The 26,885-nt window shown below is 45.6% G+C and carries 28 protein-coding genes; 18 read left to right on the top strand and 10 right to left on the bottom strand.

The window, feature by feature from the left end; all coding sequences use genetic code 11:
* Positions 1–318 precede the first annotated feature (318 nt).
* Positions 319–1,614 carry a ribonuclease D gene (locus QUB64_RS29690; protein WP_333274373.1) on the bottom strand — a complete coding sequence of 432 codons (1,296 nt, stop codon included), beginning with the start codon at positions 1,612–1,614 and terminating at the stop codon, positions 319–321.
* Between the two features lie 539 nt (positions 1,615–2,153).
* Positions 2,154–4,859 carry a DNA gyrase subunit A gene (gyrA, locus tag QUB64_RS29685; RefSeq protein ID WP_333274370.1) on the bottom strand — a complete coding sequence of 902 codons (2,706 nt, stop codon included), beginning with the start codon at positions 4,857–4,859 and terminating at the stop codon, positions 2,154–2,156.
* A 397-nt stretch (positions 4,860–5,256) separates the two neighbouring features.
* Here gyrA and QUB64_RS29680 point away from each other — a divergent pair, with 397 nt between their 5' ends.
* On the top strand, positions 5,257–6,180 hold the full coding sequence (locus QUB64_RS29680; RefSeq protein WP_333274367.1) for a histone deacetylase family protein: 924 nt from the start codon (positions 5,257–5,259) through the stop codon (positions 6,178–6,180).
* Between the two features lie 40 nt (positions 6,181–6,220).
* Here the strand turns inward: QUB64_RS29680 and QUB64_RS29675 are convergent, their stop codons facing one another.
* Complete coding sequence (locus tag QUB64_RS29675) at positions 6,221–6,361, bottom strand: hypothetical protein (protein WP_333274363.1); 141 nt, start codon at positions 6,359–6,361, stop codon at positions 6,221–6,223.
* A 312-nt stretch (positions 6,362–6,673) separates the two neighbouring features.
* Here QUB64_RS29675 and QUB64_RS29670 point away from each other — a divergent pair, with 312 nt between their 5' ends.
* Entirely contained in the window at positions 6,674–6,862 is a 189-nt protein-coding gene (locus QUB64_RS29670; RefSeq protein ID WP_333274361.1) for a hypothetical protein, read from the top strand.
* A gap of 492 nt (positions 6,863–7,354) precedes the next feature.
* Positions 7,355–8,377, top strand: coding sequence for an ABC transporter ATP-binding protein (locus QUB64_RS29665; RefSeq protein WP_333274358.1), 1,023 nt, complete (start codon positions 7,355–7,357; stop codon positions 8,375–8,377).
* 312 nt (positions 8,378–8,689) lie between these two features.
* Here QUB64_RS29665 and QUB64_RS29660 read toward each other — a convergent pair whose 3' ends face one another.
* Positions 8,690–9,307 (bottom strand): Uma2 family endonuclease, encoded by a 618-nt coding sequence (locus QUB64_RS29660; protein WP_333274355.1) that lies wholly within the window; start codon positions 9,305–9,307, stop codon positions 8,690–8,692.
* A gap of 187 nt (positions 9,308–9,494) precedes the next feature.
* Positions 9,495–10,934: an NB-ARC domain-containing protein gene (locus tag QUB64_RS29655; RefSeq protein WP_333274351.1), complete on the bottom strand. Its 1,440-nt coding sequence runs from the start codon at positions 10,932–10,934 to the stop codon at positions 9,495–9,497.
* A gap of 192 nt (positions 10,935–11,126) precedes the next feature.
* On the opposite strand from QUB64_RS29655, the gene QUB64_RS29650 reads away from it, so the two are divergent.
* Both QUB64_RS29650 and QUB64_RS29645 read left to right on the top strand, forming a co-directional pair.
* Positions 11,127–11,507 carry a hypothetical protein gene (locus QUB64_RS29650; RefSeq protein WP_333274348.1) on the top strand — a complete coding sequence of 127 codons (381 nt, stop codon included), beginning with the start codon at positions 11,127–11,129 and terminating at the stop codon, positions 11,505–11,507.
* Between the two features lie 142 nt (positions 11,508–11,649).
* Complete coding sequence (locus QUB64_RS29645) at positions 11,650–11,997, top strand: hypothetical protein (protein WP_333274345.1); 348 nt, start codon at positions 11,650–11,652, stop codon at positions 11,995–11,997.
* A 77-nt stretch (positions 11,998–12,074) separates the two neighbouring features.
* Here QUB64_RS29645 and QUB64_RS29640 read toward each other — a convergent pair whose 3' ends face one another.
* Positions 12,075–12,437, bottom strand: a complete 363-nt coding sequence (locus tag QUB64_RS29640; RefSeq protein ID WP_333274342.1) for a type II toxin-antitoxin system PemK/MazF family toxin — start codon at positions 12,435–12,437, stop codon at positions 12,075–12,077.
* Complete coding sequence (locus tag QUB64_RS29635; protein WP_333274339.1) at positions 12,427–13,017, bottom strand: hypothetical protein; 591 nt, start codon at positions 13,015–13,017, stop codon at positions 12,427–12,429. Before QUB64_RS29635 ends, QUB64_RS29640 begins: the two co-directional genes overlap by 11 nt.
* A gap of 208 nt (positions 13,018–13,225) precedes the next feature.
* On the opposite strand from QUB64_RS29635, the gene QUB64_RS29630 reads away from it, so the two are divergent.
* From QUB64_RS29630 to QUB64_RS29620, 3 genes are all read left to right on the top strand, one after another.
* Positions 13,226–13,633, top strand: a complete 408-nt coding sequence (locus tag QUB64_RS29630) for a hypothetical protein (protein ID WP_333274336.1) — start codon at positions 13,226–13,228, stop codon at positions 13,631–13,633.
* A 223-nt stretch (positions 13,634–13,856) separates the two neighbouring features.
* A complete protein-coding gene (locus QUB64_RS29625) occupies positions 13,857–14,747 on the top strand; it encodes an ABC transporter permease (protein WP_333274334.1) in 891 nt (296 codons plus the stop codon).
* A gap of 349 nt (positions 14,748–15,096) precedes the next feature.
* On the top strand, positions 15,097–15,486 hold the full coding sequence (locus tag QUB64_RS29620) for a hypothetical protein (RefSeq protein ID WP_333274331.1): 390 nt from the start codon (positions 15,097–15,099) through the stop codon (positions 15,484–15,486).
* A gap of 97 nt (positions 15,487–15,583) precedes the next feature.
* Here QUB64_RS29620 and QUB64_RS29615 read toward each other — a convergent pair whose 3' ends face one another.
* The gene (locus QUB64_RS29615) at positions 15,584–16,333 is read right to left on the bottom strand and encodes a class I SAM-dependent methyltransferase (RefSeq protein ID WP_333274328.1); all 750 of its coding nucleotides are present in this window, start codon (positions 16,331–16,333) and stop codon (positions 15,584–15,586) included.
* 284 nt (positions 16,334–16,617) lie between these two features.
* Here QUB64_RS29615 and QUB64_RS33115 point away from each other — a divergent pair, with 284 nt between their 5' ends.
* From QUB64_RS33115 to QUB64_RS29580, 6 genes are all read left to right on the top strand, one after another.
* Positions 16,618–18,093 carry an adenylate/guanylate cyclase domain-containing protein gene (locus tag QUB64_RS33115; protein ID WP_442921731.1) on the top strand — a complete coding sequence of 492 codons (1,476 nt, stop codon included), beginning with the start codon at positions 16,618–16,620 and terminating at the stop codon, positions 18,091–18,093.
* Between the two features lie 254 nt (positions 18,094–18,347).
* Positions 18,348–19,760 carry an adenylate/guanylate cyclase domain-containing protein gene (locus tag QUB64_RS29600; RefSeq protein WP_333274325.1) on the top strand — a complete coding sequence of 471 codons (1,413 nt, stop codon included), beginning with the start codon at positions 18,348–18,350 and terminating at the stop codon, positions 19,758–19,760.
* Positions 19,761–20,151: 391 nt separating this feature from the next.
* Positions 20,152–21,459 (top strand): adenosylmethionine--8-amino-7-oxononanoate transaminase, encoded by a 1,308-nt coding sequence (gene bioA / locus QUB64_RS29595; RefSeq protein WP_333274323.1) that lies wholly within the window; start codon positions 20,152–20,154, stop codon positions 21,457–21,459.
* Between the two features lie 17 nt (positions 21,460–21,476).
* Positions 21,477–22,520, top strand: a complete 1,044-nt coding sequence (bioB, locus tag QUB64_RS29590; RefSeq protein ID WP_333274321.1) for a biotin synthase BioB — start codon at positions 21,477–21,479, stop codon at positions 22,518–22,520.
* Between the two features lie 112 nt (positions 22,521–22,632).
* The gene (locus QUB64_RS29585) at positions 22,633–23,244 is read left to right on the top strand and encodes a class I SAM-dependent methyltransferase (protein ID WP_333274318.1); all 612 of its coding nucleotides are present in this window, start codon (positions 22,633–22,635) and stop codon (positions 23,242–23,244) included.
* Between the two features lie 157 nt (positions 23,245–23,401).
* Entirely contained in the window at positions 23,402–24,079 is a 678-nt protein-coding gene (locus QUB64_RS29580; RefSeq protein ID WP_333274316.1) for an SDR family oxidoreductase, read from the top strand.
* A gap of 157 nt (positions 24,080–24,236) precedes the next feature.
* On the opposite strand, the gene QUB64_RS29575 is transcribed toward QUB64_RS29580, so the two are convergent.
* The gene (locus QUB64_RS29575; RefSeq protein WP_333274314.1) at positions 24,237–24,743 is read right to left on the bottom strand and encodes a hypothetical protein; all 507 of its coding nucleotides are present in this window, start codon (positions 24,741–24,743) and stop codon (positions 24,237–24,239) included.
* 82 nt (positions 24,744–24,825) lie between these two features.
* On the opposite strand from QUB64_RS29575, the gene petN reads away from it, so the two are divergent.
* The 4 genes from petN (at position 24,826) to QUB64_RS29555 (ending at position 26,414) form a co-directional block, all read left to right on the top strand.
* The gene (gene petN, locus QUB64_RS29570; protein WP_071883976.1) at positions 24,826–24,915 is read left to right on the top strand and encodes a cytochrome b6-f complex subunit PetN; all 90 of its coding nucleotides are present in this window, start codon (positions 24,826–24,828) and stop codon (positions 24,913–24,915) included.
* 241 nt (positions 24,916–25,156) lie between these two features.
* Positions 25,157–25,747, top strand: a complete 591-nt coding sequence (locus tag QUB64_RS29565; protein ID WP_333274311.1) for a DJ-1/PfpI family protein — start codon at positions 25,157–25,159, stop codon at positions 25,745–25,747.
* A gap of 157 nt (positions 25,748–25,904) precedes the next feature.
* On the top strand, positions 25,905–26,129 hold the full coding sequence (locus tag QUB64_RS29560) for a DUF167 domain-containing protein (protein WP_333274308.1): 225 nt from the start codon (positions 25,905–25,907) through the stop codon (positions 26,127–26,129).
* Positions 26,130–26,225: 96 nt separating this feature from the next.
* Entirely contained in the window at positions 26,226–26,414 is a 189-nt protein-coding gene (locus QUB64_RS29555; RefSeq protein WP_333274306.1) for a CsbD family protein, read from the top strand.
* Here QUB64_RS29555 and QUB64_RS29550 read toward each other — a convergent pair whose 3' ends face one another.
* Positions 26,415–26,657: a hypothetical protein gene (locus tag QUB64_RS29550; protein WP_333274303.1), complete on the bottom strand. Its 243-nt coding sequence runs from the start codon at positions 26,655–26,657 to the stop codon at positions 26,415–26,417.
* Positions 26,658–26,885: the final 228 nt, after the last annotated feature.

Genomic DNA, 26,885 nt, shown 5'->3' with positions numbered 1-26,885 from the left:
AGCGGACTAAAGTCCTCACTACAAACACAATCTTCGGTTCGTAGTAAGGACTTCAGTCCTCTTCCCAATAGAGCGGACTAAAGTCCTCACTACAAACACAATCTTCGGTTCGTAGTAAGGACTTCAGTCCTCTTCCCAATAGAGCGGAGTAAAGTCCTCACTACAAACACAATCTTCGGTTCGTAGTAAGGACTTCAGTCTTCTTCCCAATAGAGCGGAGTAAAGTCTTCACTACAAACACAATCTTCGGTTCGTAGTAAGGACTTCAGTCTTCTTCCCAATAGAGCGGACTAAAGTCCTCACTACAAACCATTTTACTCAAAACGGAATTTCCTCATCTTCATCTTCCACAGTCTTAGCCGTCATCCGCCAACTGGTAATATACTCAATTTGCACATCAATTTTGTTAATCGCATCCCCCAACTGCTTTTGAATGAATTGAGTCAGCGTCACCATAAAATCCAACTCAACTCCCGCCAAATGCACAAGTTTAGCCAAGCTAGCAAAATCCACCTTCAAAATCGAGGAACTAGATAACTTAAAATGAGAAGTATTGCTCTTGTTTTGCACCAACATTGCTTTTTTAATCCGTTCTTTCAGATGCTCAACTTCTGAATCCAGCAACTTCCATTCAGGCAAAATTTCTTGATACCTTTTCCCCAAAGCTGTTAAATCCTCACTCTCCGGTGTCGGCGCAATTTTTTTATTAGTAGAATTTCGCCGTTGCTGTACAAGAGAATTCAAGCGCCAACTAGCAATATCCTCAACTTGTAAAGATGGATGAGTAATAAATTCCCCTAACTGTTTTTGAATTTCTTTCGTCAGCGTCACCGGAAAATTAAACTCAATTCCCTGAGTGTGCGCCAGTCTCGCCAGCGTCATGAAATCAACTTTCATCGTTATCGAACTGGAAAGCTGAAAATAAGAACTATCTTTGAGCTGTTGCACCAGCATCGCCGCTTTAAATCGTTCTTTCACTTCAGCAATTTCTGCATCTAGCGGCTTCCACTGAGATTCTATTTGCTGATATTTTTCCCCCAAGGCTGTCAAGTTTTCCGTTGCGGGTGCGGGGTAAGATTGGGCAAGGATTTCTAGCAGGCGGCGGTGCACTTGAGCTAGATAAACCGCGTCCATCTTGGCATATTCTAGCTGCTTCTGGGTCAGGGGACGCTTTGCCCAATCGCCACTTTGTTCTGTTTTATCTACATAAGTAATGCCGCAAAGTGTTTCGATTAAGGTTTTGAGTTGTCGGTTGGGTAAGGGGAGGATATAAGCTGGAATCTGTCTCGACATTTTTAATGTACAAGTGACATTTTTGGCGTCGTCATTACCCAGAAATCTGATGTCATAGCTGGCGCTGTGGAAGACTTTTTCAATATCTGGATTTACCATGATTTGGTTGATGAAATCTTTTGCTAATTCAGGTTGATCTAAGACATCTAGTATAAAAGTGGCATCTCCTGTCGCATCGGTGGAGTCAGCTAACACTTGAATTAGAGATAATCTGGGGTTGGATTTATAGTCTGCTATTTCTGTGTCAACCCACAGGATTTTAGCTTGCGAAAATTTAGCGATGAGTGCTTTGATGTCGTTGGCTGCTGTTAAATAAGGCATTTTTACAGACTTTTACTATTAACTTTACGCTTATATTATGCTATAGCAATTATCGGATCGATTGTCAATGATTCCAGCGCTGGATATACGCAGACATCAGAAACCCGGTTTCTTGCGTGATTTCTCGTTATACCATTTTTCAAAACTTATGCAACAGTAGTCGTAGGGTGCGTCACCATTAAAAATCACTAGATTCTATCGAAAATCTAATGGCGACGCACCTTAGGAATGAGAATTAAATAACTTACACAAGTTTGTGGGGTGGGCGTCTCGCCCGTCCAAAAGGGCGGGCGGGACACCCCACAATAACAATTAAAATTGTAAGTTATTTAATTTGCGATCCTTAGATCATTTATTCAAAAGCTTGCTACAACAAAAATGTTGCGTTTGTTTCCTTAGCCACGGATGGAATAGGTGCGTCGCTATTAGATTTTCGCTCTTTCTTGAGGATTGTTGATGGATCCGCACCCTACGGCTTCGATCGTTCAGCAGCAGCAGTAAGGTGCGCACTGCGCACCCTACAAACCATTAACCTATGACTATTCTGCCACTTCCTCAGATGCAGCTTCTTCTGCCGATTCTTCACCCGCAGGCGGCACCAAAGCCACAGCTACGATCGAATCATCCTCATCCAAGCGCTGCACCCGCACGCCCGTTGCAGTGCGCGATTGCGTGGAAATTGCACTCACAACCTGACGGATAATAATACCTCGGTTGGTAATAATCATCAGCTCATCGTTGTCATTGACAATTCGCAGCGCAGCTACCTCATCCTTACCTTTTTTAGACTTGAATTTAGTAGCAGTTAATCCCTTACCTGCACGTCTTTGTAGGCGGAATTGAGAAACGGGAACTCGCTTCCCGTAGCCGTTGGTGGTGATTACCAACACCGAAGGAACTTCGCTGCTAGTTGCCGAAATTTCTTCGGCATCTTCGCCTTCAATTTCCTCACCTTGCGCTTCTAATTCTTCATCTTCCAATTCCACATCTTCGGTTTCCAATTCAGCAATTTCTGCTCCTTCCAATTCCGAATCTTCAGTTCCTAACAGAGCAATATCTGTTCCTTCCAATTCCGAATCTTCAGTGTCAGCAATTTCGGCAACAATGGAACTCGGCAAAATGTCCATGCTGATCAACTCATCGCCCGATCGCAATTTCATTGATTTTACACCCCGAGTCGCGCGGCCGACGGGGCGCAACTGTTCGTGATTGGTGCGGAAGTGAATCGCCATCCCTTGGCGCGTACCGATGATGATGCTGTCACCAACTTTTGCTCTCCGCACCCAGCGCAACTGGTCGCCTTCTTCTAAAGAAATCGCGATTAATCCGTTAGTGCGGATATTGGCAAAAGCTGAAAGTGCGGTTTTCTTGATATAGCCGCTGCGAGTCAGCATTACCAAGTATTCTTCGCTGGTGAATTCTGTAACTGACACCATAGAAGTGATTTTTTCTTCTATAGGAATTGGCAGCAATTGCACGACGGGAGTGCCGCGCGCAGTCCGGGAACTGACGGGGATTTGATAAGCTTTGAGAGAGTAAACTACGCCTCTATCGCTGAAGAATAAAACGCTGTCGTGATCGCAACAGGAAAGGAAATGTTCTACTCCGTCATCTTCCTTCATTTTCGCGCCTGCTTTGCCGCGAGTAGCCCGACTTTGGGCCTCGAAAGTGCTGACCGGCATCCGCTTGATGTAGCCTTGCTCTGTGATCAGAATAATTGCTTGTTCGTTGGCAATTAAATCTCTTTCATCGATTTCTCCTTCGGCGTGTTCGATGACGCTGCGTCTGGGAGTGGCGATTTTGGTTTGAATTTCTACTGCTTCAACTTCGGCGATTTCTAAGATGCGTTCCCGGCGCGCTAAGATGTCTTCCAAGTCGGCAATTTTAGCTCGCAGTTCTTCGTGTTCTTGCTGAATTTTTTGCGCTTCCAAGGCTGTCAATCGCCGGAGCTGCATTTGCAGAATTGCATCGGATTGCTGTTCGGAAAGACCGTAATTATCCATCAATTCCTGTTTCGCTGCTGCGGAGTCGGCAGCGGCGCGAATTAGGTGAATAATTGCATCTAAGTTGTCTAGGGCAATTAATAAGCCTTGCAGGAGATGGTCGCGTTCTTCTGCTTTGCGGAGTTCGTATTGAGTCCGGCGAGTAATTGTCTCAATGCGGAAGTCTAGGAAGACATTGAGGAATTGTGAGAGCGTCAGTAGTTGGGGTTCCCCGTTTACTAGCGCTAACATATTGGCTCCAAAATTTGATTGGAGCGGTGTTTGTTTGTAGAGGTTGTTGAGGACGACGCGGGGATAGGCGTCGCGCTTAAGTTCGATCACGATGCGCATTCCGTCTCTGTCGCTTTCGTCGCGAATGTCGGAAATTCCATCTAATCTTTTGTCGTTTACCAGTTCGGCAATTTTCTCAATTAGTGCTGCCTTGTTTGTTTGGTAAGGCAATTCGGTGATAATAATTGCTTCTTTGTCGGGGCGGCCGACGTGTTCGATCGTTTCAATGTTGGCGACTCCGCGCATGGTAATCGAACCGCGCCCGGTGGTGTAAGCGTCGCGAATGCCACCTTTGCCGAGAATTTGCCCGCCGGTGGGAAAGTCCGGGCCGGGAATGTACTGCATCAATTCCAGGTCGGTAATTGCTGGATTGTGGATCAGCGCTACCAAACCGTCAATTATTTCGCCCAAGTTGTGTGGCGGAATGTTGGTGGCCATCCCTACAGCAATCCCGGAGGAACCGTTGAGCAAAATTTGGGGGATGCGTGCGGGGAGGACGAGGGGTTCTTGTTGGGAACCGTCGAAGTTGTCGCCGAAATCTACGGTTTCGCAGTCGATGTCGCGCAGCATCGAGTCGCTAGTCAGGGCTGTGAGGCGACATTCGGTGTACCGCATGGCAGCGGGCGGGTCGTTGTCAACGGAACCGAAGTTGCCGTGGCCGTTGATCAGGCGTTCCCGCATGGAGAAATCTTGAGCCATCCGTACCAGGGCGTCGTAAACCGCTGTATCTCCGTGCGGGTGATACTTGCCCAGCACCTCCCCGACGACGCGGGCGCATTTGCGGAATGGTCGATCGGGACTCAAGCCCAATTCGTTCATGGCGTAGAGAATGCGTCGGTGAACGGGCTTGAGACCGTCCCTGGCATCTGGTAGCGCCCGACCGACTATGACGCTCATGGCGTATTCCAAGTACGATCGGGACATCTCACCACCCAGATCCGTCGGGATTATCCGCGACTCAGAGATACTCATAGGTTGAAAAACTCCGTTAAAACTTTAAATTTGACCGCTATAAATCCCCAAAATGCGATAAAATCGATTTGGATTCAGTAGAGCTGCCAAATATTGCAAATTACTCCTAAAATTATATCACAATTTGCCTTGGATTTTAGGGAAAAGTTGCCAGAAAAATTAAGGGACGAAACCTGGACAATTGATAATTTTGCAGTTGGTGATTTAGTCATCAATTGGCAAAAGCTAGAAAGGTTTTTTTAGGCGATCGGCTTTCATACTTGGGTGAGTTTTTTTGAGGGCTCTATAAAAAAAGTAAAATGGTTGCCCGATCGAAATTTTAATTTCACAAAGCCGAATGCCGAATTAAAGCAAACTGAAAATCTAAAATATAAAAAATCACCTCTAAAATCTGCCGATGCTACCCGTCATCTACTCCCCCGATTTTTTGCTGCACAAGACTGGAATGCTGCACCCAGAGCGACCCGAACGTTTGACGGCGATCGTCAATGCTCTGAAAGCTGCTCCCTGGGCCGATCGCATTGAGTGGCAACTGCCCACCCCAGTGGCGCAGCGCGAACCAGAACTGTTGTCAGCGATCAAAAAAGTTCACGCGCCAAGATACATCAAAGAAGTCGAACATTTGGCAAAACGGGGAGGTGGCTACCTCGACGGCGATACGCCGATTTCTGCTGAAAGTTACGACGTAGCGCTGCTGGCGGCGAGTGCTTGGCTCGATGGGGTCGATCGAGTGCTATCAGGAAACGCACCGGCTTTCGTGCTGGCGAGGCCGCCCGGACACCACGCCGAAAACAGCCGCGCGATGGGTTTTTGCTTGTTTTCCAATGCTGCGATCGCCGCGAACTACGCCTTGGAACAGCCGGGAATCAACCGCGTCGCCATCCTCGACTGGGACGTGCACCACGGTAACGGCACTCAATCTTTGGTGGAAAACTGCCGCCAAATTGCCTACTGTTCCCTGCACCAATCTCCCTGCTATCCGGGAACAGGAGATGCCCAAGAGCGCGGCGCCTACAACAACGTGCTGAACATTCCCCTGTATCCGGGCGGCGGTATAGCTGAATACCTGAGCGCCTTTGAATCTCTTGTGGTGCCGTTTTTGTCAAATTTTGAACCGGATTTGTTGATTGTCAGCGCCGGTTACGACGCTACTGCGTCCGATCCGCTGGCGAGCATGAATCTGGCGCCGTCAGATTTCGGTACTTTCACGGGATATTGCCTGCAAATTACCCGCCGCATAGCCTTCGGTTTGGAGGGCGGTTACGCGCTGCAAGAGTTGGCCGAGTCGGTGGTGGCGACTATTGACCGATGCCTGAATTAGCTGGAAAATTGGCAGATGGGAAAATAAGGTTGAGAACGGATTAGGAGGGGATGGAGAGCAATGGCGGGCGATCGGCGAAGTTGAGATTTGTCGATCGCCCGATCGGTCTTCTCCCCGAATCCCTCTTTTTACCCGCTCGCGAAGCCGTTATAGCCTTCTTCCCTTTTTGCTCAACATCCATCCGTTAAATCCCGTACATGACTCGTTGCTGAACTTCCCTGTTCCCTCGGACTTCTTCCTTCTATCTGTTACATCCGTTACATCCGTTACATCCCGTACACCGCTTCGTTGCCGAACTTCCTTCTGTGACAAGCATCACGAATTTAAAAGATCCGAGTCACTGGGCGTCCAAGTGTCGGTCACAGATTTGTAGCGCAAAAATCACACCGTGTCAATGTTTTCGATCGCATGAATCGGCGATCGGACATAGCATACTAGAATGACAACGAGCCTGTAGAAATTTTATCTATCTCAATCAATTAGGAGGTTTATCATGTCAGTATCCCAGATGACACTCGAAGAGCTATTTGGTCAGGTCATGTTCTCCAGCGTCGTGACTCGCCACGACCGGAGACAGCTCAGGGCCGCACTCTTAGAAAGAACGCTGAATGAAGATGAGTATGCCATCATCAACCGACTGCTGTACAACGTGCGCCGCGGTTGGGTAAAAATTGTCGATTAAAGAGACAGGAGCCAACTCCCGATCGGAGAGTTAAAAGTAGAACTTGCCACCTGGGGAAGTTTTTCGTGTTTAATAGTTGGAGCGACAGTTTGATTTTGAGAGCGGTGTTAATGATTGAAATCGCGATCGACATCAGCCTATAGGTAGAGATAATTTTAAAATAACAGGTTTCGGGTGCATCTCTACTGGTGAAAAACTTGTGAGTTTTGAGTTGCTAACTGAAAAGTTAGAATTAACTCAAAACTCATACTTTTTAGGATGTGAAATTTTATATTTGAGATGAGGAAAGACTGATGGCGCTCGGGGTTGGGAACTGCTATAAAATTGATATTTTTTAAACAGGTATCAAAAATCAAAACAATCAGCAGTTTCCGGTTGCGGAGGATTCTGCTATTATTACAAGCACAGCCAGTCCCATTGGTCGATCGCCCATTCCGGCAAATTAAGCCCAGAAGTGTCAAAATATTAACAACCAGTTCATCCCCAAAATATATGGCTCCCGCCGTTTTAATTGAAAATCTTCAGAAACGCTACGGCACAGTAGAAGCCGTTAAAGATGTTTCCTTCAAGGTAGAACCGGGGGAAATATTTGGTTTGCTAGGCCCCAACGGTGCAGGCAAAACCACAACCCTGCGGGTACTTTGTACATTGAGCGCGCCCGATCGCGGACGTATTGAAGTGTCAGGCATTTGTGCAGTCAGCCAGCCGAGAATGGCGAGACAGAAACTCGGCTACGTCGCCCAAGAAGTCGCTCTCGATAAGGTGTTGACAGGGCGCGAACTCCTGCAACTGCAAGCAGCGCTTTACCATTTGCCGCGCAATACCATTAAAGGGCGGATTGACAAAATGGTGCAACTCCTCGGTTTGGAGGAATGGGAAAATAAAAAAACGGGTACCTATTCCGGCGGTATTCGCAAGCGCCTCGACTTAGCTGCTGGATTGCTCCACCAGCCGGATGTTTTGGTGTTAGATGAACCGACTGTCGGGCTCGATATTGAAAGTCGGGTGGTGGTGTGGAATTTCCTGCGCCGCTTGCGGGAGGAAGGTACGACGGTGTTGATTACCAGCCATTATCTCGAAGAAGTTGATGCTTTGGCCGATCGCGTGGCGATTATTGACAAGGGTACAGTGATTGCGGAGGGGACGCCGGAGGAGTTGAAAAATCGCGTTGGGGGCGATCGGGTGACTCTGCGGATTCGGGAATTTTCGCCGATCGAAGAAGCTCAAAAAGCCCAAGCTTTAATGCAATCTCTGCCTTTCGTGCAAGAAGTAATTATCAACACCGCCCAAGGCAATTCTCTCAATTTGGTAGTGGCTGCACAAAGCGACGCCCTTGTCACCATTCAGCAAGCATTGAAAGATGCGGGACTTCCTACTTTTGGGATTGCTCAATCTCGCCCGAGTTTGGATGATGTTTACTTGGCGGCTACGGGCAAAACTTTGTTGGATGCGGAGTTGGCGGCGGCTAGCAACCGCGATTTGAAGGCAGAGCAAAAGCAGGCGATGCGGTCTTAAATTATACCAATTGGTGAAAGCAATATCTGTAGGGACACGGCAGTGCCGATATGTGTCAATTTAAGCCTGAAGCCATTGAAAAATCTCGCTTTTATCCGAGGCCCGATCCCCCTAAATCCCCCTTAAGAAGGGGGACTTTGATCTAGTTCTTGTCCCCCCCTTGGGAAGGGGGGTTAGGGGGGATCAGGCCTTAATAGCCAAACAGCAATATATGACTAAGTTTGACCTGGTTGTTGACACGACGAAAGGTACGCCGCCGTGTCCTCAGCCGGAGGGCGCACTTTTTATCGGGAAAGATGGGCGATCGCTTTTTTACACATCCAATACTTGTTCTGCTGTCAGCGCTAATTCTGGGAAAGTTCTAGAAATAATTCGCTCATTTCCTCGGAAAGCAGTCATTTGATAAACCCCATTTTCATCAAGCAAGTAAACAAAAACTGTGGGAACTTTCGGATTACCTAAATAATCCCGACTTCCCAAACCCAAATAATCGACAATCCAGTATTCAGAAATTCCCAGACGCTGATATTCATCCAGCTTATCGATATAATCATCTTCCCAATTTGTCGATACAACTTCTACAACTAATTGCAGCGGTTCAGTTATGGCTGAATGGGCGAAAGGCTGTGATTCCCAGAGGGTTTTATCTATTACACTAACATCAGGATGGCGGCCTTGTTTTCTACCATTTGAAGTTAAAGTTCTGACTACAATTCTGCCAGATATCCTGTAATTGAGGTTGAGGCGTTTTACTTCGTCTTGGAAGGTATTTTCAAGGAAATCAGCTACATTTTCGTGCAGCCTGATTGGTGGTAAGATTTTTACAATTTCTCCATTAACAAGTTCATAGCGTCCGTCTTCATCTGGAAGTTGCTTGACAAATTGCTCAAAAGTGAGGTTCTGCTTAATTTGGGTAGGAATTGCGGTCATGGTTGATTCTCATTTATACCAATTTAATGTGAAGTTGCACATATTCCGATCCCCCTAAATCCCCCTTAATAAGGGGAGTAGGGGTTGACTTTGATACGAATCTTGTCCCCCCCTTATTAAGGGGGGTTAGGGGGGATCTGATTCTATGCAGCCTCATAAAAAATTGATATTAGCTATATTTTTAAGACTATCCCGCAACCATTTTAACATACTCTTTTAACACAGGCTGCATCGTGAAAACGGTTTCAGCTTCACCGCACAAATTTTCAATCATTCCGCGTCTTGTTAAAGAATGTATTGCTTTGAAAAATTCGGCTGGCGAACCTTGACATTTGGCCATCAATTGGGTAAGCGAGACAGGTTCGATTTCGTTGCTGATTTGAGCGCTCGCCTGTTTCTCTATTTCCGACAATCTCTGATAATGTTGCTGTAATATTGGCGTCAATTCGTCGCTTAAAAAGGCGGGTTCATAACTCAAGTATTGAGCGACTTTCCCGCCGAATAGGTTTTTGATTGTCTGAGCTGTTAATTTTAAATATAGTGGATTGCTGCCATAAAAATTTATCAAGCTCGGCCATTTTTCCTCATCGAGTAGACTGCTGTCTTTGAGGATGGCGCTGGCTGCTACTTCACTTAAACCGTTTAATTGTAAAAAGCGTACTTCTGAGCGATCGGGAGTGAAGGTGAGAATGTCTAAGGGTGCTTCCCAACTATTGAGGATTAAGCAACTGTTGTGGGAGAGTTCTCCGATGAGTTTAAATAGGATTCCGTAATTTTCATATCCGGGTTTATAATTACCTGCAAGTTGCCCGCTGCTGAGGATTTTTTGCCCGTCATCTAAGATTATCAGACAGCGGTATTCGCGCAAATATTCTATTAGTACGGACAACTGTTCGTCGGTGTTAGCGGGGAAAACCCCCCCTTCGCCCCCCCTTGGTAAGGGGGGGTTGGGGGGGTGTTGATTTGAGAGAAATTGAATGAGGTGTTTGAGAGTTGTTTCGAGGGGTGGGGAGGTGCCGAGACTGCGCCAGATGATGCGATCGAATTGAGTTTGAATTTGCGGGATGAGGTGACGGGCGATCGCACTTTTGCCGATACCGCTGATTCCTGTGATGGCGACTAGGCGGCAGTTTTGCTCTACAATCCAGGTTTCGAGGGTGGTGAGGGGGGAGTTGGGGCGATCGTAGAATGTTCTGAGAGTCGGTGCATCTCTTAAATCAAGTCGCTGTTTTTGTTCGGTGTCGCCTTCAGTTGAGGTTTGTTCAGGAGGTGATTTTTGTTGAGCGTTTGGAGGGTGTGAGATTTCTGTGCAGAAGTTGATGTTACCCTGTTCTAAAAAATTAGAATTAAGGAAATTAGAATTATGGGAAACTTGATATCTTTCCATTGTTGAGCGAAAATTCGATTTATTTATATCTTCTCTTAATAACTTTGACAAAACTTTGAATAATTTTGAGGTAACATCCCTAGTGTAACCCTCACTGTAGTCAGATTCGTCGGCGATCTGAATGTATGTCTTACCTTGCCAAACACCCCGCAGTACAGTCTCTTGCAGGTCGTCGAGGTGTTTTCCTGTTTTGGCGAAAACTAGATTGTCGGTAAATCTTAACACTTCTTTAACATCCATTGGTCGGCTAGCTGCTATGGGTTTTGCCAATTATATCTGACAAGTTATGACATTTTCTAACATTTTCTAGCATTGGTATTTTTTTAACATCCGACAAAATCTGACTTTTTCCGATGGTCATAACCAAACTCTGATGTGCAGAATAGGATCTGTAAGAGTTTTAGGTGAATAGTATGGCTCAAACTGCTAAATGTGCTTGGTGCGCTAAAGAGTTCCCTGCTACCAGAATTATTAATAGTTTTGGTGCTTATTACTGTAGTGAAAAATGTAAGACTGAACGCAACCGAGATTTGGGGAGAGGTAGAAAGTGAATTATTTACTGCATTAATTACTTTTTGTTCTCGGTGTCGCGCTCGCGCTTCAGAAATGATCGCGATCGCTCCTCTTTTTCCCAAAGAGCGATTTGCACAAATGTACAAGGAGAATGAATTATGTCCAAGGAAAAACCACCCGATAAAAGAAATCCAAACGCTTTTGAAAAAAAGAACAGAGAATAATATGCCCTTCATGCCAGGGAAAGGGAAAAATCAAACCTCAAAAAGCAGTCAGAGAAGCATTGTGCTCACGGTGTAAAGGGAAAGGTTTTCTATTAAAATAAGCAGGCGATTGGGTTGAGCGAAAGCAAAACCCAACTCTGTCTTTAATAATCTAAGAACTTAGCGTTCATGCTACTCAATAAAAAATAGTCAAAACTTTTGTTTGGAAGGCAATACCAATGGATGAATATTCTCGCAAACTTAAACAGAAATACTTCATTAGCTGGGCAATCATGGGTTCAGTTATTGGATTGGTAATTTCCGTAGCATCGCTGTTTCAACAATCTGGGATTGCTTTTGGAACTATGGTAATGGCAACGCTGATTGGTGGGCCAGGTGCTATGCTGGTTTTAGCAGGAATGGGATTTTTTATTGAGGGATTGACTAAATATAATTGGCGGTTTGGAGAGATTGAACACAAACCTTGGATTTGGCACATTTATCCAATATTCGGATGTTTTTTGTTGATAATTGGTTTCGGATCAATTGCAATTTCAATGATGACACTGGGTAAATTTGGTCGTTGATATTAAACGACCAAGAATAAAATTTGCAGAGTAGCGATCGCCCTTCCTTTAATGAGGTGCGATCGCTCTTTCATTAACTACCGATACTCAACTACCGATGCGATCGCTATGGCAATGTCATCCATAGTAGCAGTCGAAACTTCTCCGAGCTTACGAATAAATCTTTGTAAATCCATACCACGCAATTGTAGCACGTCCACCGCCGAAACTTTCGTTAAATTATTAGCACTATCTGGATCAATTCTGACGTGCCAAATATTGCCAATATAATATTCTTTCCAATCTGTGATTGGTGCAATTAATTTAATCGGCAATTTGCCAACACTATCAGAACTTACCACCACAGCCGGACGAATTTTTTTAATTTCTGCCCCCACTGTCGGGTCAAAATTAGCAAGCCAAACATCACCGCGTTTGGGAGACGGAGAGTTAGTCGTCAATTAAGTCTCCTGTCTGTAATTCTTGCCATTCTCTATCTTCCTGGTAATGACTTAACATCACCTCAGCCTGTTCTGCTAAAATGCGCCGTCTCTCTTCTATGGGCAATTTTATAAACTCCCGGCGGCTGGGATATTGAGCAACTGAAGGTATTTCTATAACTTGAGTATCAGACTGTATTTGTGTCAGACACTGATACAGTGCTTCTAATAGCTGTAACTCTCTTTCAGACTGTTTTTCGCGGCGAACTTCTCGGACAACTTCACAAATTTCCTCTATTGTCATCGGATTTGGATCGGGTGGTAATGAATCTATACGTCGCCGCCATTCCTCCCAGTCAAAACCTGTTTTCACCTTCTGAAAAACCATGCTATCTTCTGTAACTGTCAGTGTATATTTATCCCCAGGCTTCAGTTGACTTTCAATCTCTGCCGGAATCTCCAACTTACCTTCAGAATTCACAGCAACAGTAATATTATATTTCCGAATATATTGTTGCAAGTGTTCAACAACTATATCTTGCACAGTTTCCGGCAGAGATTCCATGATTTTTATCAAAGTGGCGATCGCACTTGATGACATCAACTTATCCTCCAATTTTCTTAAGAGTCTAGAAACTAAATTATTAATGTGTAGCGTCTACTAATTTTACCACAAACTTATCCTGTCATGCCAGCTACTCGATGAACTCGCTACCCCAGCCCTCTCAACTCCAAATAGCTGAGAATCCAAGCAGGCTACAAAAACCGTGTTAAAATTAAACTGGCGATCGGCTTGAGGATTATATCTTATGACTGTAGCTAACGAACAAATTGCTGAGAGTAGCAGTAAGGGATTATTAAACTTCAGAATTACAGTGGAACGTCTCCTCGAACTTTTAGATTTAGAAGAAGAAGACGAATATGGAATTTTTAAACCCACAGAATACGCTTTTAGGACAGCGATGAAATGGGTGGTAGAAGCCTATGATGTTTTGGGTGGTAATTTTCCCAAAGCATCGGCTGCTACAGACTATCGAGGTAGTATCACGCTAGATTGGACAAGCTTAGAACCCGATCGCACAGTCCGCCTGTTTTGTCCGTTCAGTCAGGAGCAACCAGTTGATATTTTTCACCATACGGAAGATGAATATGCTGTAGAGGATATTATTTCATCACCCAGATTAGTCTACTGGTTGCAGTGGTTCAACGAGACATGATAGAACAACCTTCAACGAGTGCGTCAGAGTTGGAACAATTACCAGAATTCGCTCGCAATAACACCAACAGATTAATACTTCGATCGCATTCTTTCGGAGCGAGAAAGCTAATGCTATTCGCCCTCTCAACTCCAAATAGCCTATAATCAAAGCAGCCTGCCAAAATCCCATTCACCATATTTCCTGTAAAAATAATCACAACAGTCAAAATCAACAAGCAATTATGAGCGGTACTGTCACATCCCCCAACAACCTCAAGCAGCAACGATCGCCCCGGGCGGCCATTGCACCCCCCAACAGTTCCCTGCTGGCCGACTTTATACAAGAAACACTGGCCTTAACCAAGCGCCTGTTTATTCAATTGCAGCGCCGCCCCTCCACCTTAGTTGCAGGAATTATTCAGCCGCTGATGTGGTTGGTTTTATTCGGAGCTCTGTTTAAAAATGCACCCGCCGGCTTGTTCGGCGAAAGCCAAAATTACGGACAATTTCTCGGCGCAGGCGTGATCGTTTTTACTGCATTTGCAGGGGCGCTGAATGCGGGTTTGCCGATTATGTTCGATCGCGAATTCGGATTTCTCAACCGCCTGTTAGTCGCGCCCCTGGCTTCCAGATTTTCCATCGTCCTCGCTTCGGCGATTTTCATCGTCACCCTCAGCTTCATCCAAACAGGCGCAATCGTTACCGCAGGAGCCTTTTTGGGTTCGGGATTCCCTGGAATTGCCGGACTCGGGGCGATCGCCCTAATTGTCCTACTATTAGTTTTGGGTGTCACCGGTTTGAGTCTAGGTTTAGCCTTCGCTCTCCCCGGTCACGTAGAATTAATCGCAGTAATTTTTGTCACCAACTTGCCGCTGTTATTTGCCAGCACAGCCCTCGCGCCGCTGTCGTTTATGCCACACTGGTTGCAAGTTGTAGTGACTCTCAATCCTCTGAGTTACGCGATCGAACCCATCCGCTATTTGTACCTCCACAGCGATTGGTCGCTAGCTAGCGTCGTGATGCAAGCTCCTTGGGGTACTGTCACCTTTGGAGGAGCGCTATTAGTTCTGCTGGCGTTTGATTTGGTGGCGCTCCTCAGCATTCAACCCCTGCTGCGGCGACGGTTTGCTTAGGGTTAGGGTTATCTGCACCGTCAATGCTAGGGATACGGCATTGCCTTTCATCCTGTCAACAACCAGGCTAAAAACCCTTTCTATCTCTGGTTTGTATCCAAGTCTAGATCCCCCTAAATCCCCCTTAAGAAGACCCACTTTGAGCGCTTCTTGTCCCCCCCTTCTTAAGGGGGGCTAGGGGGGATCGGGCCTCGGCGGCAAACAGCAGTCTGTGAATACGTTCGCAGCTAAATTTGAGACCAATGGGCACTGCCGTCTCCTTAGCCCGATCGAAGTAATATAATATTTAGCCACCAGTCAGAATATTGTTGAGATACAATTGTTTTTTTGAAGATTCAACTCACAAATCATGAACAGCAAAACTGCTAAATCGACCAAATTGATGGTTCGGATTGCTGCAAGTGCGATCGCCACCTGTGCAATTTTCTCACCTCAAACAACCTTCGCCCAAGCCAGCGATTTAAATAATAATAGCGCCCAACCGCTGCAAGACTTTCAAACCAAAGACAACACCGACCCTTTTTCCGGCCGCAGCAGCGGAGGTGGAATATTTGATTTAATCCACAGATCCAGATTGGGAAACGGCCGCAGCATCGAAGAATTCAATACCGAACAGCGCCAAAATTTGAACGACGCGGCCGCAGAATTTCGCAACAAACAGCGCCAACTCCTGGAAAAACAAGCAGTACCTGCACCAGGGGCGATCGCACCAGCAGAAATTACTGCCCCGACCCCTTAAATTTACAACTGTTGTTTGTTTATTCCTATAGTCCGCGTCGGCGGACTTTGTTTGTCTAGAGGCGATTTCAATCGCTCAATTTTAATCATTAAATAATTTAACTAACAAATCCCCCAAACACCGCCATACCGTAGTATTTCCAAGGAACCGCCACAGTCTCAAATCCAGCATTTGCCAGCATTTCCAACTGTGCCGCCAGTGTAGCTAGGCGATCGGGATTAGAATACCCATAAGCCACACTCGTGCCCACACCAGCGCGAATTGCGGCCAAAGTTTCCCCCTGACTTAGCGCCCAATCTTCTCGCGCCGCTTGATAAATATCCTTCATTGCTACTGATTCTGCCAAAACCGGATCGGCATTCCAAAAACAGCCACCAGCAGCTAAACTTTCGCGAATCCGTTGAAACAATTTCAGCTTCATCTCGTCCTCAAGATGGTGAATTGCCAGAGATGAAATGCCAGAATTGAATTGCTCGCCCAAACCTGAAACATTTGGATTGTTCGCCCATTCTCCAAAATCCAATTCTATACCAGTCCACCGGGCTGCGTATCCGGCCGACTCTATTTTGGCGCGGGCAAAATCAAGCATTCGCGGCGAATAATCCACAGCAACTATTTCCGCAGATGGGTAGCATTGCAGAACTTTTAAACTCAGTTCCCCCGTACCGCAGCCGAGTTCTAAAATGCGATCGTTGGCGCTAGCAATGCAGCCTGCTAATACATCCAGCATTTCGTCATATTTAGGTAAAAGTCGCCGAATGCCAGTATCAAAATCCGCCGTATTGACGAAAACTTCTCCCGGAAAAATTTCGTTGCGTACAGGTGAGACAATAGAGTCAGAATTCACGATCGCCAATTATAGACTACAATCGCTATCCTAACCGATATCAAGCAAAAAGTAGGGACACGGCACTGCCGTCTCCTTGCCCGAGTACCTGTACTTCACTCAACATAAAAAAATTATAGAATTATGCGTATTTTTACGGACAAGCGAAACACTCGCGGGAAATAAGAATTAACCCTCCCTGGCCCTCTCATGTCTTGCCGTACAGCAAAACACTCTTAAAAAGCAGTGTTATCCTAGTAGTGCATCAAATCAAATCAAGATTAAACCTCACACTTGAGGATAGCATGGACAAGTTGATTTCTCGCAGTCTGGCTGCCATCAGCAAATTAATTTACAAGCGAATTTTGCTGGCGGTGACAATTTTATTTTGCGTAGGCGTAGGAGTAGCAATGGCAAATATGTCTCGTCTTTCATCTACCCTAATACAATCGCAAGCCCTCCAAAATGCCACCCTCTACTCCCAAGCAATTAAAGAAGCCCGTACCCTTTACAGTTCCGATGTTATCAGTCCTTTGAACACGAAGAAAGCGATTAACTTCTCCCACGACTACAACCCAACACCAACAAAAGTAACAGTTCCTGTACCTGCCAGTTACTTAATAGAACTCGGCAACCAGATAACTAACAAAAATCCCGAAGTATCAGTTCGTCTCTACAGCAACTACCCGTTTCCTTGGCGGCGAGAAGAAGGAGGCCCCCGAGACGATTTTGAAAGGCAAGCTATTACCTATTTGACGCAAAATCCGACCGAAAAATTTTTTCGACGTGAGGATTTTCGAGGCAAACCAGCATTTCGATATGCCGAGGCAGATATTCTCCTTCCTAGCTGCGTCAATTGTCACAATACTAACCGCGACAGTCCTAAAACAGACTGGAAAGTGGGAGATGTGCGCGGGATATTAGAAATTACTCAACCTCTAGAAACCATCACTCAAAAGACTCGCGTCGGATTAAAAGACCTGTTTTTATTGTTAGCAGGAATTTCAATTTTAGGGATAACAGGATTAACTTTAGCTCTCAGCAGGTTGCGCCAAAATGCCAAACAATTAGAACAGCGCGTCAGGGAACGCACGGCACAATTGCAAGAAACTAATGTAGAATTGCTAAAAGAACAAGAAAAGAGCGATCGCCTGTTGCTCAATATTTTACCCGAATCCATTGCTGCAAAGCTAAAAGACGGTCAAAGCAGTATTGCTGACGGCTTCGCAGAAGTCACGATTTTGTTTGCGGATATCGTCGGCTTTACCGTGCTTTCAGCACAAATATCTCCCGAAGAACTGCTCGTTTTTCTCAACGAAATTTTCTCAGCCTTCGATGATTTGACGGAAAAGTACGGCTTGGAAAAAATCAAAACCATTGGAGATGCTTACATGGTAGTGGGAGGTTTGCCAAATCCCAGCACCAACCACGCCGAAAGCATTGCAGAAATGGCCTTAGATATGCAGGAGGAATTAGCAAAATTTAATGCCAAACATCATGCAGGAATTAACATTCGGATCGGCATCAATACCGGGCCTGCGATTGCGGGAGTTATTGGTACCAAAAAATTCATTTACGACCTCTGGGGCGATGCCGTCAATACAGCATCTAGAATGGAATCCCACGGTATTTCCGGCGCGATTCAAGTCACCCAATCAACCTACGATATCTTGCAAAATAAGTATCTTTTTGAAGACAGAGGAATTATCCACATCAAAGGCAAGGGCGACATGAATACTTATTTGCTTAGAGGCCGATTAGTTAGTGTAGTTTCGGTTTAATTTGTTTATTATATTATTAGGGGTCTGCTAGTTAGTCCTGAGTGAATAGGCTTGGGAGAAGACGCTCGCGGTTGAAACCGCGTCTATACAAGCAAAACCCACTCCAAGCGGGTTGAAGAGCAGGCGGTTAAAATTACGCGCTCTTCTTCATTCAGTCGGCGAAGGCGCGGACTTTGTTTGTCTAAACCTGGTTTCAACCCCCGTCTTATCTTTTCCGATATCCTAAATTAGCCATTTGCAGAATAGTAAATTTTATGTCAGTGCGCATTTTATCATTTTTGGGTTTTTTCAAATCTCGGTTGTCTAGGCAAATAGCTTTGTGGGTATTTGCGAGCATTCTTGTGATAGAGGGAATTATTTTAGTTCCCTCTTATTTTCGGCGCGAAAATGAACTTTTAAATCAACTGGAACAGGTATCTCGCGCGACTGTTGAGGCTCTAGAGGTTTTGCTCAAACAAGATATTTACGATCGTACTGTCTTTGAAGAAGAAGTCAAAAATATTACTAAGGATTCTCAAGTAGTATTAGGACTATCTATTTACCAATTTGACGGTCAGCTAATATCTAAACTTGGTGAAGCACCCGAAATTGATTTGGATGAACTAAAAATTGCTCGTATAGTTCGCCAGAAAAATTTCGATGGCAAGCGCTACGATATTGCTTGGACAGAGCGACATTTGGGAGGAGATTATACGTTAATTGTTCGGCATGATGCTTCTACTGTTCAACCAGAACTATACGCATTTATAGGGCGAATTGCTATTCTAGTCATCATTATATCAGCCTTTGTCACTTCTGTCACTATGCTGTTTTTAGGGGTGACAGTAATTGCACCAATCTTGAGATTGCGCGATGATTTGATCGCTGCGGGAGTCGCTTTGAGCAAAGATCGAGAAAAACCTGATTTCTACTCTCTATCTGTCAAGCGCGATGACGAGTTAGGAGAAGTTATGGCCGCCTTCAATCAAATGTTTCAACGAGTTTACAAGGAAATCGCACAGCGGAAACAAGCTGAGGAAATATTGCGCGCCGAACAAGAAAAGTCGGAACGTTTACTGCTAAATATTTTACCCGAAATGATTGCCGATCGCCTAAAACAAGGTCATATCAATATTGCGGACGGATTTGCCGAGGTGACGGTGCTGTTTGCGGATATTGTCGGCTTTACCGAAATCTCTTCCCGCACGTCTCCTGAAGAATTAGTCGAATTGCTGAACAAAATATTCTCGGCTTTCGATTGCTTAAGCGAGAAATACGGCTTAGAAAAAATTAAGACTATTGGCGACAATTATATGGTAGCAGGCGGTTTGCCACTTCCCTGTACAAATCATGCAGAATCTATTGCCGAAATGGCGATGGAAATGCAGGCAGAAATTATAAAATTCAGCGACGAATCTGGCCAACCTCTCAAGATCCGCATTGGAATTAATAGTGGGCCTGTTGTCGCCGGTGTCATCGGCACTAAAAAGTTTATTTACGATTTGTGGGGAGATGCGGTGAATACAGCAAGCCGTATGGAATCCCAGGGACTTCCTGGTAAAATTCAAATTAGCACATCAACTTATGAGTTGCTGCGGGATAAGTATGTGTTGGAAAAACGCGGTAAAGTTAATGTTAAAGGCAAAGGGGCAATGACAACTTATTTGCTGATTGGTCGAAAATTCTAGCTGCTTTAACTGGTCATTGGTCATTAGTCATTAGTCATTGGTCATTCTACTCGTTATCAGGCTCTGCCTGGTAACGCAGATCCGGAGGCTCTGCCTCCTTAATTCTGTGCCGAGGCTCTTCCTCGCTTATATCGGTTCCTAGGCTCTGCCTGGGAACCAGTTAAAACCAGTTGATTGCAGTTAAGATTGCTATATAATACAGGTTGAAATTGGTTATTACTCGTTATCAGGCTCGGCCTGTTAACGCAGATACGGAGGCTCTGCATTCTTTTTTGCAGCCGAGGCAGAGCCTCTATATCTCGATTCCCAGGCAGAGCCTAGGAACCAGTTAATGTGAGGAAAAATTGGTATATTAATAAAATGCAAGTTAATATTGGTTGTAGTGGCAAAAATGACAGCAAATCCAGAACATAAATCTTCAGATTCACCAATTTGGCAGCCCTTCACGCAAATGAAAACTGCTGTTTTGCCTTTAAAGGTAGTTAGCGGGAAAGGGGCGTTTCTGGAACTAGCAGATGGGCGGCAAATTCTTGACTGTATTTCTAGTTGGTGGGTGACTATTCACGGGCACAGCCATCCGGTTCTGGCGGAGGCTCTTTACGAACAAGCCAAAAATTTAGAACACGTCATCTTTGCTGGATTTACTCACGAACCTGCCGAGAAACTTGCTGAAAAATTAATAACTCAGACGCCTGATTCTTTAACCAGGATTTTCTTTTCTGATAATGGTTCGACTGCGGTTGAAGTGGCTTTGAAAATGGCGTTCCAATATTGGCAAAATCTGGGAGAAACTAACCGCACTAGCTTTATTAGTTTTGAGGGAGGTTATCACGGTGATACCGTGGGGGCGATGTCTGCGGGCAGAAGTTCGCTGTGGTGGGAACCTTTTGCGCCTTTAATGTTTGCTGGGGATGTTGTGCCTTTTCCGGCGACTTTTGATGGCGATGAGGAGGTGGAAAGCAAGGAGACGGCGAGTTTGGAGAAACTGGAGTCTTTGTTAAAAGGGGGGAATGGCTATGCGGGGATTTTTATTGAACCTTTGGTACAAGGTGCTGGGGGAATGCGGATGTGTCGCCCTGAGTTTTTGCGGGCGATCGCACAAATTGCTCGCCAGTTTAATGTATTGTTGATTTACGATGAAGTGATGACGGGTTTTGGGCGCACGGGCGAACTGTTTGCCTCTGTTAAATCTGCAACTGCACCTGATATCCTGTGTTTGTCTAAAGGATTGTCTGGCGGCTGCTTGCCAATTGCTGTCACAATGGCATCGGAGGATATTTATCAAGCTTTCTGGCGAGATGAATCGGATAAAGCTTTTTTTCACGGTCATTCTTACACCGGAAATCCCTTAGCTTGTGCGGTGAGTGTAGCATCCATGGAGCTTTTGGAGCAAAACCAAAATGCTTATCGAGGAATGGAAAAACTGCACCACAAATACCTGAATCAATGGCTGATCGATCATCCTAAACTTGAACGGATTCGGACTTGCGGTACCATCGCAGCAATGGATGTCAAAACGGCAAGCGTTTCCGGTTATTTTAATGACATCGCCCCTGTATTGAAAGCCAGATTTCTCGAAGCGGGGTTTTTGCTCCGTCCCTTGGGAAACACGCTTTACTTGATGCCTCCCTACTGCATTTCTCCTGATGAACTAGAATCGATTTATCGCGTAATTCGTCAGGTTTTGGATACTTTGTAAACTCTTGATTTTTAGTAATGAATTTACCCAATTGGAACGATTTGGCTGATGACTCGCTGGCGGGGAAATGTCTCTCTCGCGAGCAATCTTTGGCTGTATTGCGCGCGCCGGATGAGGTTTTGCTGGAACAACTAAACGCAGCTTATCGGGTGCGCCGCCACTACTGGGGAAACCGCGTCAGGTTGCACTATTTGTTAAACGCTCAAAGCGGCCTTTGTCCTGAAGATTGCCATTATTGTTCTCAGTCTAAAATTTCAACTGCGGAAATTGAAAAGTATCCGCTTTTAGCTAAGGATAAAATTCTGGATGCGGCCCAACGCGCGGCTGATTTAAAAGCTGGTACGTTTTGTTTGGTGATTTCTGGCCGCCAACCTAGCGCATCTACTTTCGATCGCGTTTTGGATGCTGTAGAAACCGTCAAGGCAAATCATAACCTAAAAATTTGCGCTTGTTTGGGATTGTTGAGCGAGGAGCAAACTCACCGTTTGGCAAAGGCCGGAGTCGATCGCGTCAATCACAATCTCAACACCTCCGAATCGTACCACACGGACATCTGCACAACTCACACTTTTGGCGATCGCGTGGAAACAGTCGCCAACGTCAAAGCAGCCGGAATCACGACTTGTTCCGGTGGAATTTTGGGGATGGGCGAATCCGATGATGATGCGATCGATTTAGCGCTGTCGTTGCGGAATTTGGGCGTTACTAGCGTACCGGTCAACTTTTTCATTCCGATTCCCGGAACGCCCTTTGCGGACGTTAATCGCTTAAATCCGCGCCAATGTTTGCGGATTCTCTGCTTGTTCCGATTTTTGCTTCCCAGCCAAGAAATTCGGATTGCTGGGGGACGGGAGGTGCATTTGCGATCGATGCAACCTCTGGGACTTTACGCTGCTAATTCGATCTTTGTAGGCGATTATCTCACAACTCCCGGACAAAGTGCCAATCAAGATTGGGATATGATTCGAGATGCAGGATTTGCGATCGAATCTCCCGAAGGTTCTATCTTAGAAGTAGAATCAGAACTTACCCAGTTAGAACAAAAAAGCCTTGTTTCTTAACTCAGATTCAGCCCTATTACAAAGCGTTCGTAGTGAGGACTTTAGTCCTTCGTTTTTTGCGGACTAAAGTCCTCACTACGAACCAATTTTAACTTATATAAGAGGGGAAATAGTGGACAAACGCGAAGAAATCACGATCGCAGAATACCAGACAACCGCCGAATCTTTCCTTCAAGGAACATGGCATCACGACGTATCCCAAAATCGCGATGCACTCACTGCTGCCATGCCCCGCAACCCCGGTAAAATCCTCGACATAGGATGCGGCCCAGGACGAGATTTAGTAGCCTTCAAGAGCCAAGGACATACAGTTGTAGGCTTAGATGCAACTCCAGCTTTTGTAGAAATAGCAAAGAAGTTATCCGGCTGCGAAGTTTGGCAACAATCATTTCTAGAACTAGACTTACCAAAGACAGAATTTGAGGGTATTTTCGCCAATGCTTCCCTAATTCATGTTCCCAGCGACAAAATGGTGAAAGTCCTCCAGGATTTGCACAAAACATTAGTAGTTGGCGGTGCAATTGTCATGTCAATGTGTCGGGGAAATTGGGAAGGATACGACGAACGACCGACGGGAAAACGGTATACTGCGGGATGGGAATACGAAACTTTAGCGCCTTGTTTGGAACAAGCGGGATTTGCCATTGTTAATCACTACTATCGCCCTCCCGGCTTGCCTCGCGAAGCCCAATCTTGGGTAGTAATCGTCGGCAAAAAAATCTAACGTAAATTGGAAATTGCGAATCTTTCCCCTCTCTGACTCTGCGCCCTCTGCGCCCTCTGCGGTAAAAAAAAAACCATTAAAAAAATTACCGAAGATTGTTGTATACTGTTCCACAGTCAAAAAAACCAATTTCTGCACAAACTAAAACAAAATTAATATGACAGATAAATCCCACATCTTTTTAGCGGGTGCTAGTCGAGGCGTTGGCTTAGAAATCGCCAAATGTCTGGTAGCACAAAATATGCAAGTAACGGCACTTTTGCGATCGCCCACCAACCGCACCGAATTAGAAGCAATGGGCATCAAAGTCATGACAGGCGACGCTTTGGACGCTGCGGCTGTGGAAGCTGCGATGGCTGGAGGCGCACCAATCCATGCCGCAATCAGCACCATTGGCGGCTTGCCAAAAGATGGGGAAAGAGCCGATTATTTGGGCAACAAAAACTTGATTGATGCTGCTGTCAAAGCAGGCGTGCAAAAATTTATTTTAGTTTCATCCATCGGTAGCGGTAACACTGCCGCCGCTTTACCGCCGCAAGCTTTAGAAACATTGCGCCCGGTGTTACTTGAAAAGGAAAAAGCTGAAAATCATTTAATAGCAAGCGGGATGATTTATACTGTAATTCGTCCGGGCGGACTGAAATCGGAACCTGCAACGGGCAATGGTGTGTTAACAGAAGATTGTCGAGTTGCGGGAACGATTCATCGGGCGGATGTAGCGCAGTTAGTTTGTCAGTGTTTAGTTTCGGATGCTGCTAATCATAAAGTTTTGTCGGCGGTTGACAAGCAAATGGTTTACGGCAATTTAGAATATGATGTATTAGGCTTGGGATAAGAAGACCGGGCGGTTGAAACGGCGTCGATACAGACAAAACCTGCCTCCGCAGGTTGAAGAATCAGCATTTAAAATTACGTTATTCTGTCTTAGTCCCTCGCTCGCTCGGACATTGTTTGTGTACCCGTAAACTCCGCGGTTTCAACCGCCGTCTGATCTACGACGATCGCCCGAAAGGCTTAATCCACGATCGCCCGTTAGCGAAGCCCTCGAAGAGGATCGCCCAATCCAACATCAAACCCGCGATCGCAAACAATACCACACTCTCGACACCAACCACCGCAAACGGCAATAACTCCTGCAAACCCGGCATTTTCCCCGCCTCAAAAGACAATCCAGCATCCAACTGTCCAAAAGCACGCACCAGCCCAAAAGCCAACACCACACCAGATTTAAGCTGCGGGTTAGTATCGTGGCGGATAGCATAGCGGTATGTGACGCCAAACAAAAAACCGCCCAAAAGTGCCATCAATCCTCTCAATCCAAAATTTAGGTCAATTTCCCTGACCTGCAAAGCGGCCAGAGCATCCCACCTCTCGGCTAAGATTAAGCTGTTCACAAGGGCGATCGCCCCAAAAGCAAGCAAACAAGACAAAGCAGCAACACTCCCTGCTTTCAAAGATTCTACCCGCTCAGCGGGACTAAAATTTGACGAGTCCTTCACAGCGCCCTCATTTCAAAAATGGCTCTAATTGACTTATCATAAGGTTTGGAGTCACTTTGTACAGTTTGTTCAATAAATAGCTATGGATATTTTGTCGCTCGGTTGGGTTTCGGTGCTAGTTCTGTTCTCCTTCTCAATTTCAATGGTAATTTGGGGCCGCAACGGTTTCTAGATTCCAGAATAGATGGTGGGGCAGGATTTTTAACTGCCCCGCATTTTTTTTGAATCCTATATAACCAAATACGCTTGGGTTAAAACTGTTTATTCCTCGGATATCCCCCTCGCATCCCCCTTAAAAAGGGGGACGAAAGAGCAAATTCTTGTTACCCCCTTGGTTCGGGGGGCTAGGGGGGATCAGCCTTATCTAAAGCCTATTGCTATTTAACCAAATCAAAATAACAGGAGTTACAAACATGACAAAAAAAATATTAATGTTAGTCGGCGACTTTGTAGAAGACTACGAAGTAATGGTTCCCTTCCAAGCATTGCAAATGGTAGGTCATACCGTCCATGCAGTCTGCCCGGACAAAGCCGCAGGCCAAACAATTCGCACGGCAGTTCACGACTTTGAAGGCGATCAAACCTACAGCGAAAAACCAGGTCACAACTTTACTTTAAACGCAACTTTTGACGAAATCAACCCCGCCGACTACGACGCTTTGATTATCCCCGGAGGACGATCCCCAGAATACATCCGCCTCAACGAACAAGTGCTGCAAATTACCCGCTACTTTGCCAACAGCAAAAAGCCGATCGCATCTATTTGTCACGGATTGCAAGTCCTCACCGCCGCCGGCGTACTCGAAGGCAAACGCTGCACCGCATACCCAGCTTGCAGCCACGACATCCTCCGGGCTGGTGGCAAATATACCGAAGTTCCTGTCACCGAAGCAGTAGTCGATGGCAACTTAGTCACAGCCCCCGCGTGGCCTGCACATCCTAACTGGCTGGCTGAATTTCTGAAAGTTTTAGGCACAAAAATCGAACATTCAGATAGTCATTAGTTATTAGTTATTAGTTATTAGTTATTAGTTATTAAGCTGTTCTAAACTACACAATCAAAATTTGATAAAGTTCTTGTGGGGAGTAGGGGTTGGGCGTCTCGCAGCACAAAAAATACAATTTAAATGTAGAACAGCTTAGTTATTAGTTATTAGTTACATGAAAATTCTTACAGTTAAAGTTAAACCTAATTCCAAACAGCAAAGCATCGAAGAGCAACCAGACGGCAGCCTGACAGTACATCTCAAATCCCCGCCCGTGGATGGAAAAGCCAATCAAGAGTTAATCGTGCTGTTGGCGAAAAAGTTTAAAGTGCCGAAATCTGCGATCGCCATTAAATCCGGTCTTTCCTCCCGCAATAAACTTGTCGAAGTTCCGATTTAACCAATCTTTAGATAGATATCCAAATCTTTCTCAAGATAGATTCAGACTCAGCTTTTAATTTATACAGTAGTAGTTGTAAGGTTAGGAGAAAAAATTATGACCATTGAAAACAGAGTCGAAGCAACTGCTAAGAATATTGAAGGCAAAATCCAAGAAGCTGTTAGCGAAGTTACAGGCAACCAGAAAGATAAATTAGAAGGTCAAGCCAAGCAGGACGAAGCATCAGCAATTCACATGAAAGAAGACCTCAAAGATCAAGCCAAAGAGATTGTAGATCGAGCTTAGTCACTTTGCTTCGTCACAGTATTCGCTAAAAGTTTCCTGCCTACTCAATCCAGCAAACATATCGTTTGCTGGATTTTTTTCGATCGCCCAAACTTCTAGGGTGCGGGGGGCATTGGTGTCAATAAACACGTCAAACCCTTGATAAATCTCGCTTTGAGCTGAGGCCAGATCCCCCTCGCATCCCCGCTCCCTTGGGGAGTAGGGGTTGACTTTGAGAAGAATCCTGTCCCCCCCGACTATCATGGGGGCGGCGGGGACGCAAGATGCTCTTGTCCCCCCCTTCTTTAAGGGGGGCGCCGGGGGGATCTGGCCTAACAGTCAAACAATAGACCGCTACTACACAAGACGTGTTGCTTGAAACAAATGTCAGGGGTATCAACTCCCAATGCCAACAAACTAAGGATCGCAAATTAAATACCTTACAATTTTAATTGTTATTGTGGGGAGTAGGGGTTGGGCGGGGGAGCTCCC

Origin of the sequence: Microcoleus sp. Aus8_D2, from assembly GCF_036702665.1 — a bacterium.
GTDB lineage: Bacteria > Cyanobacteriota > Cyanobacteriia > Cyanobacteriales > Microcoleaceae > Microcoleus.
The sequence above is the reverse complement of the archived record's forward strand: the minus strand, read 5'-3'. Positions and strand labels throughout refer to the sequence as shown.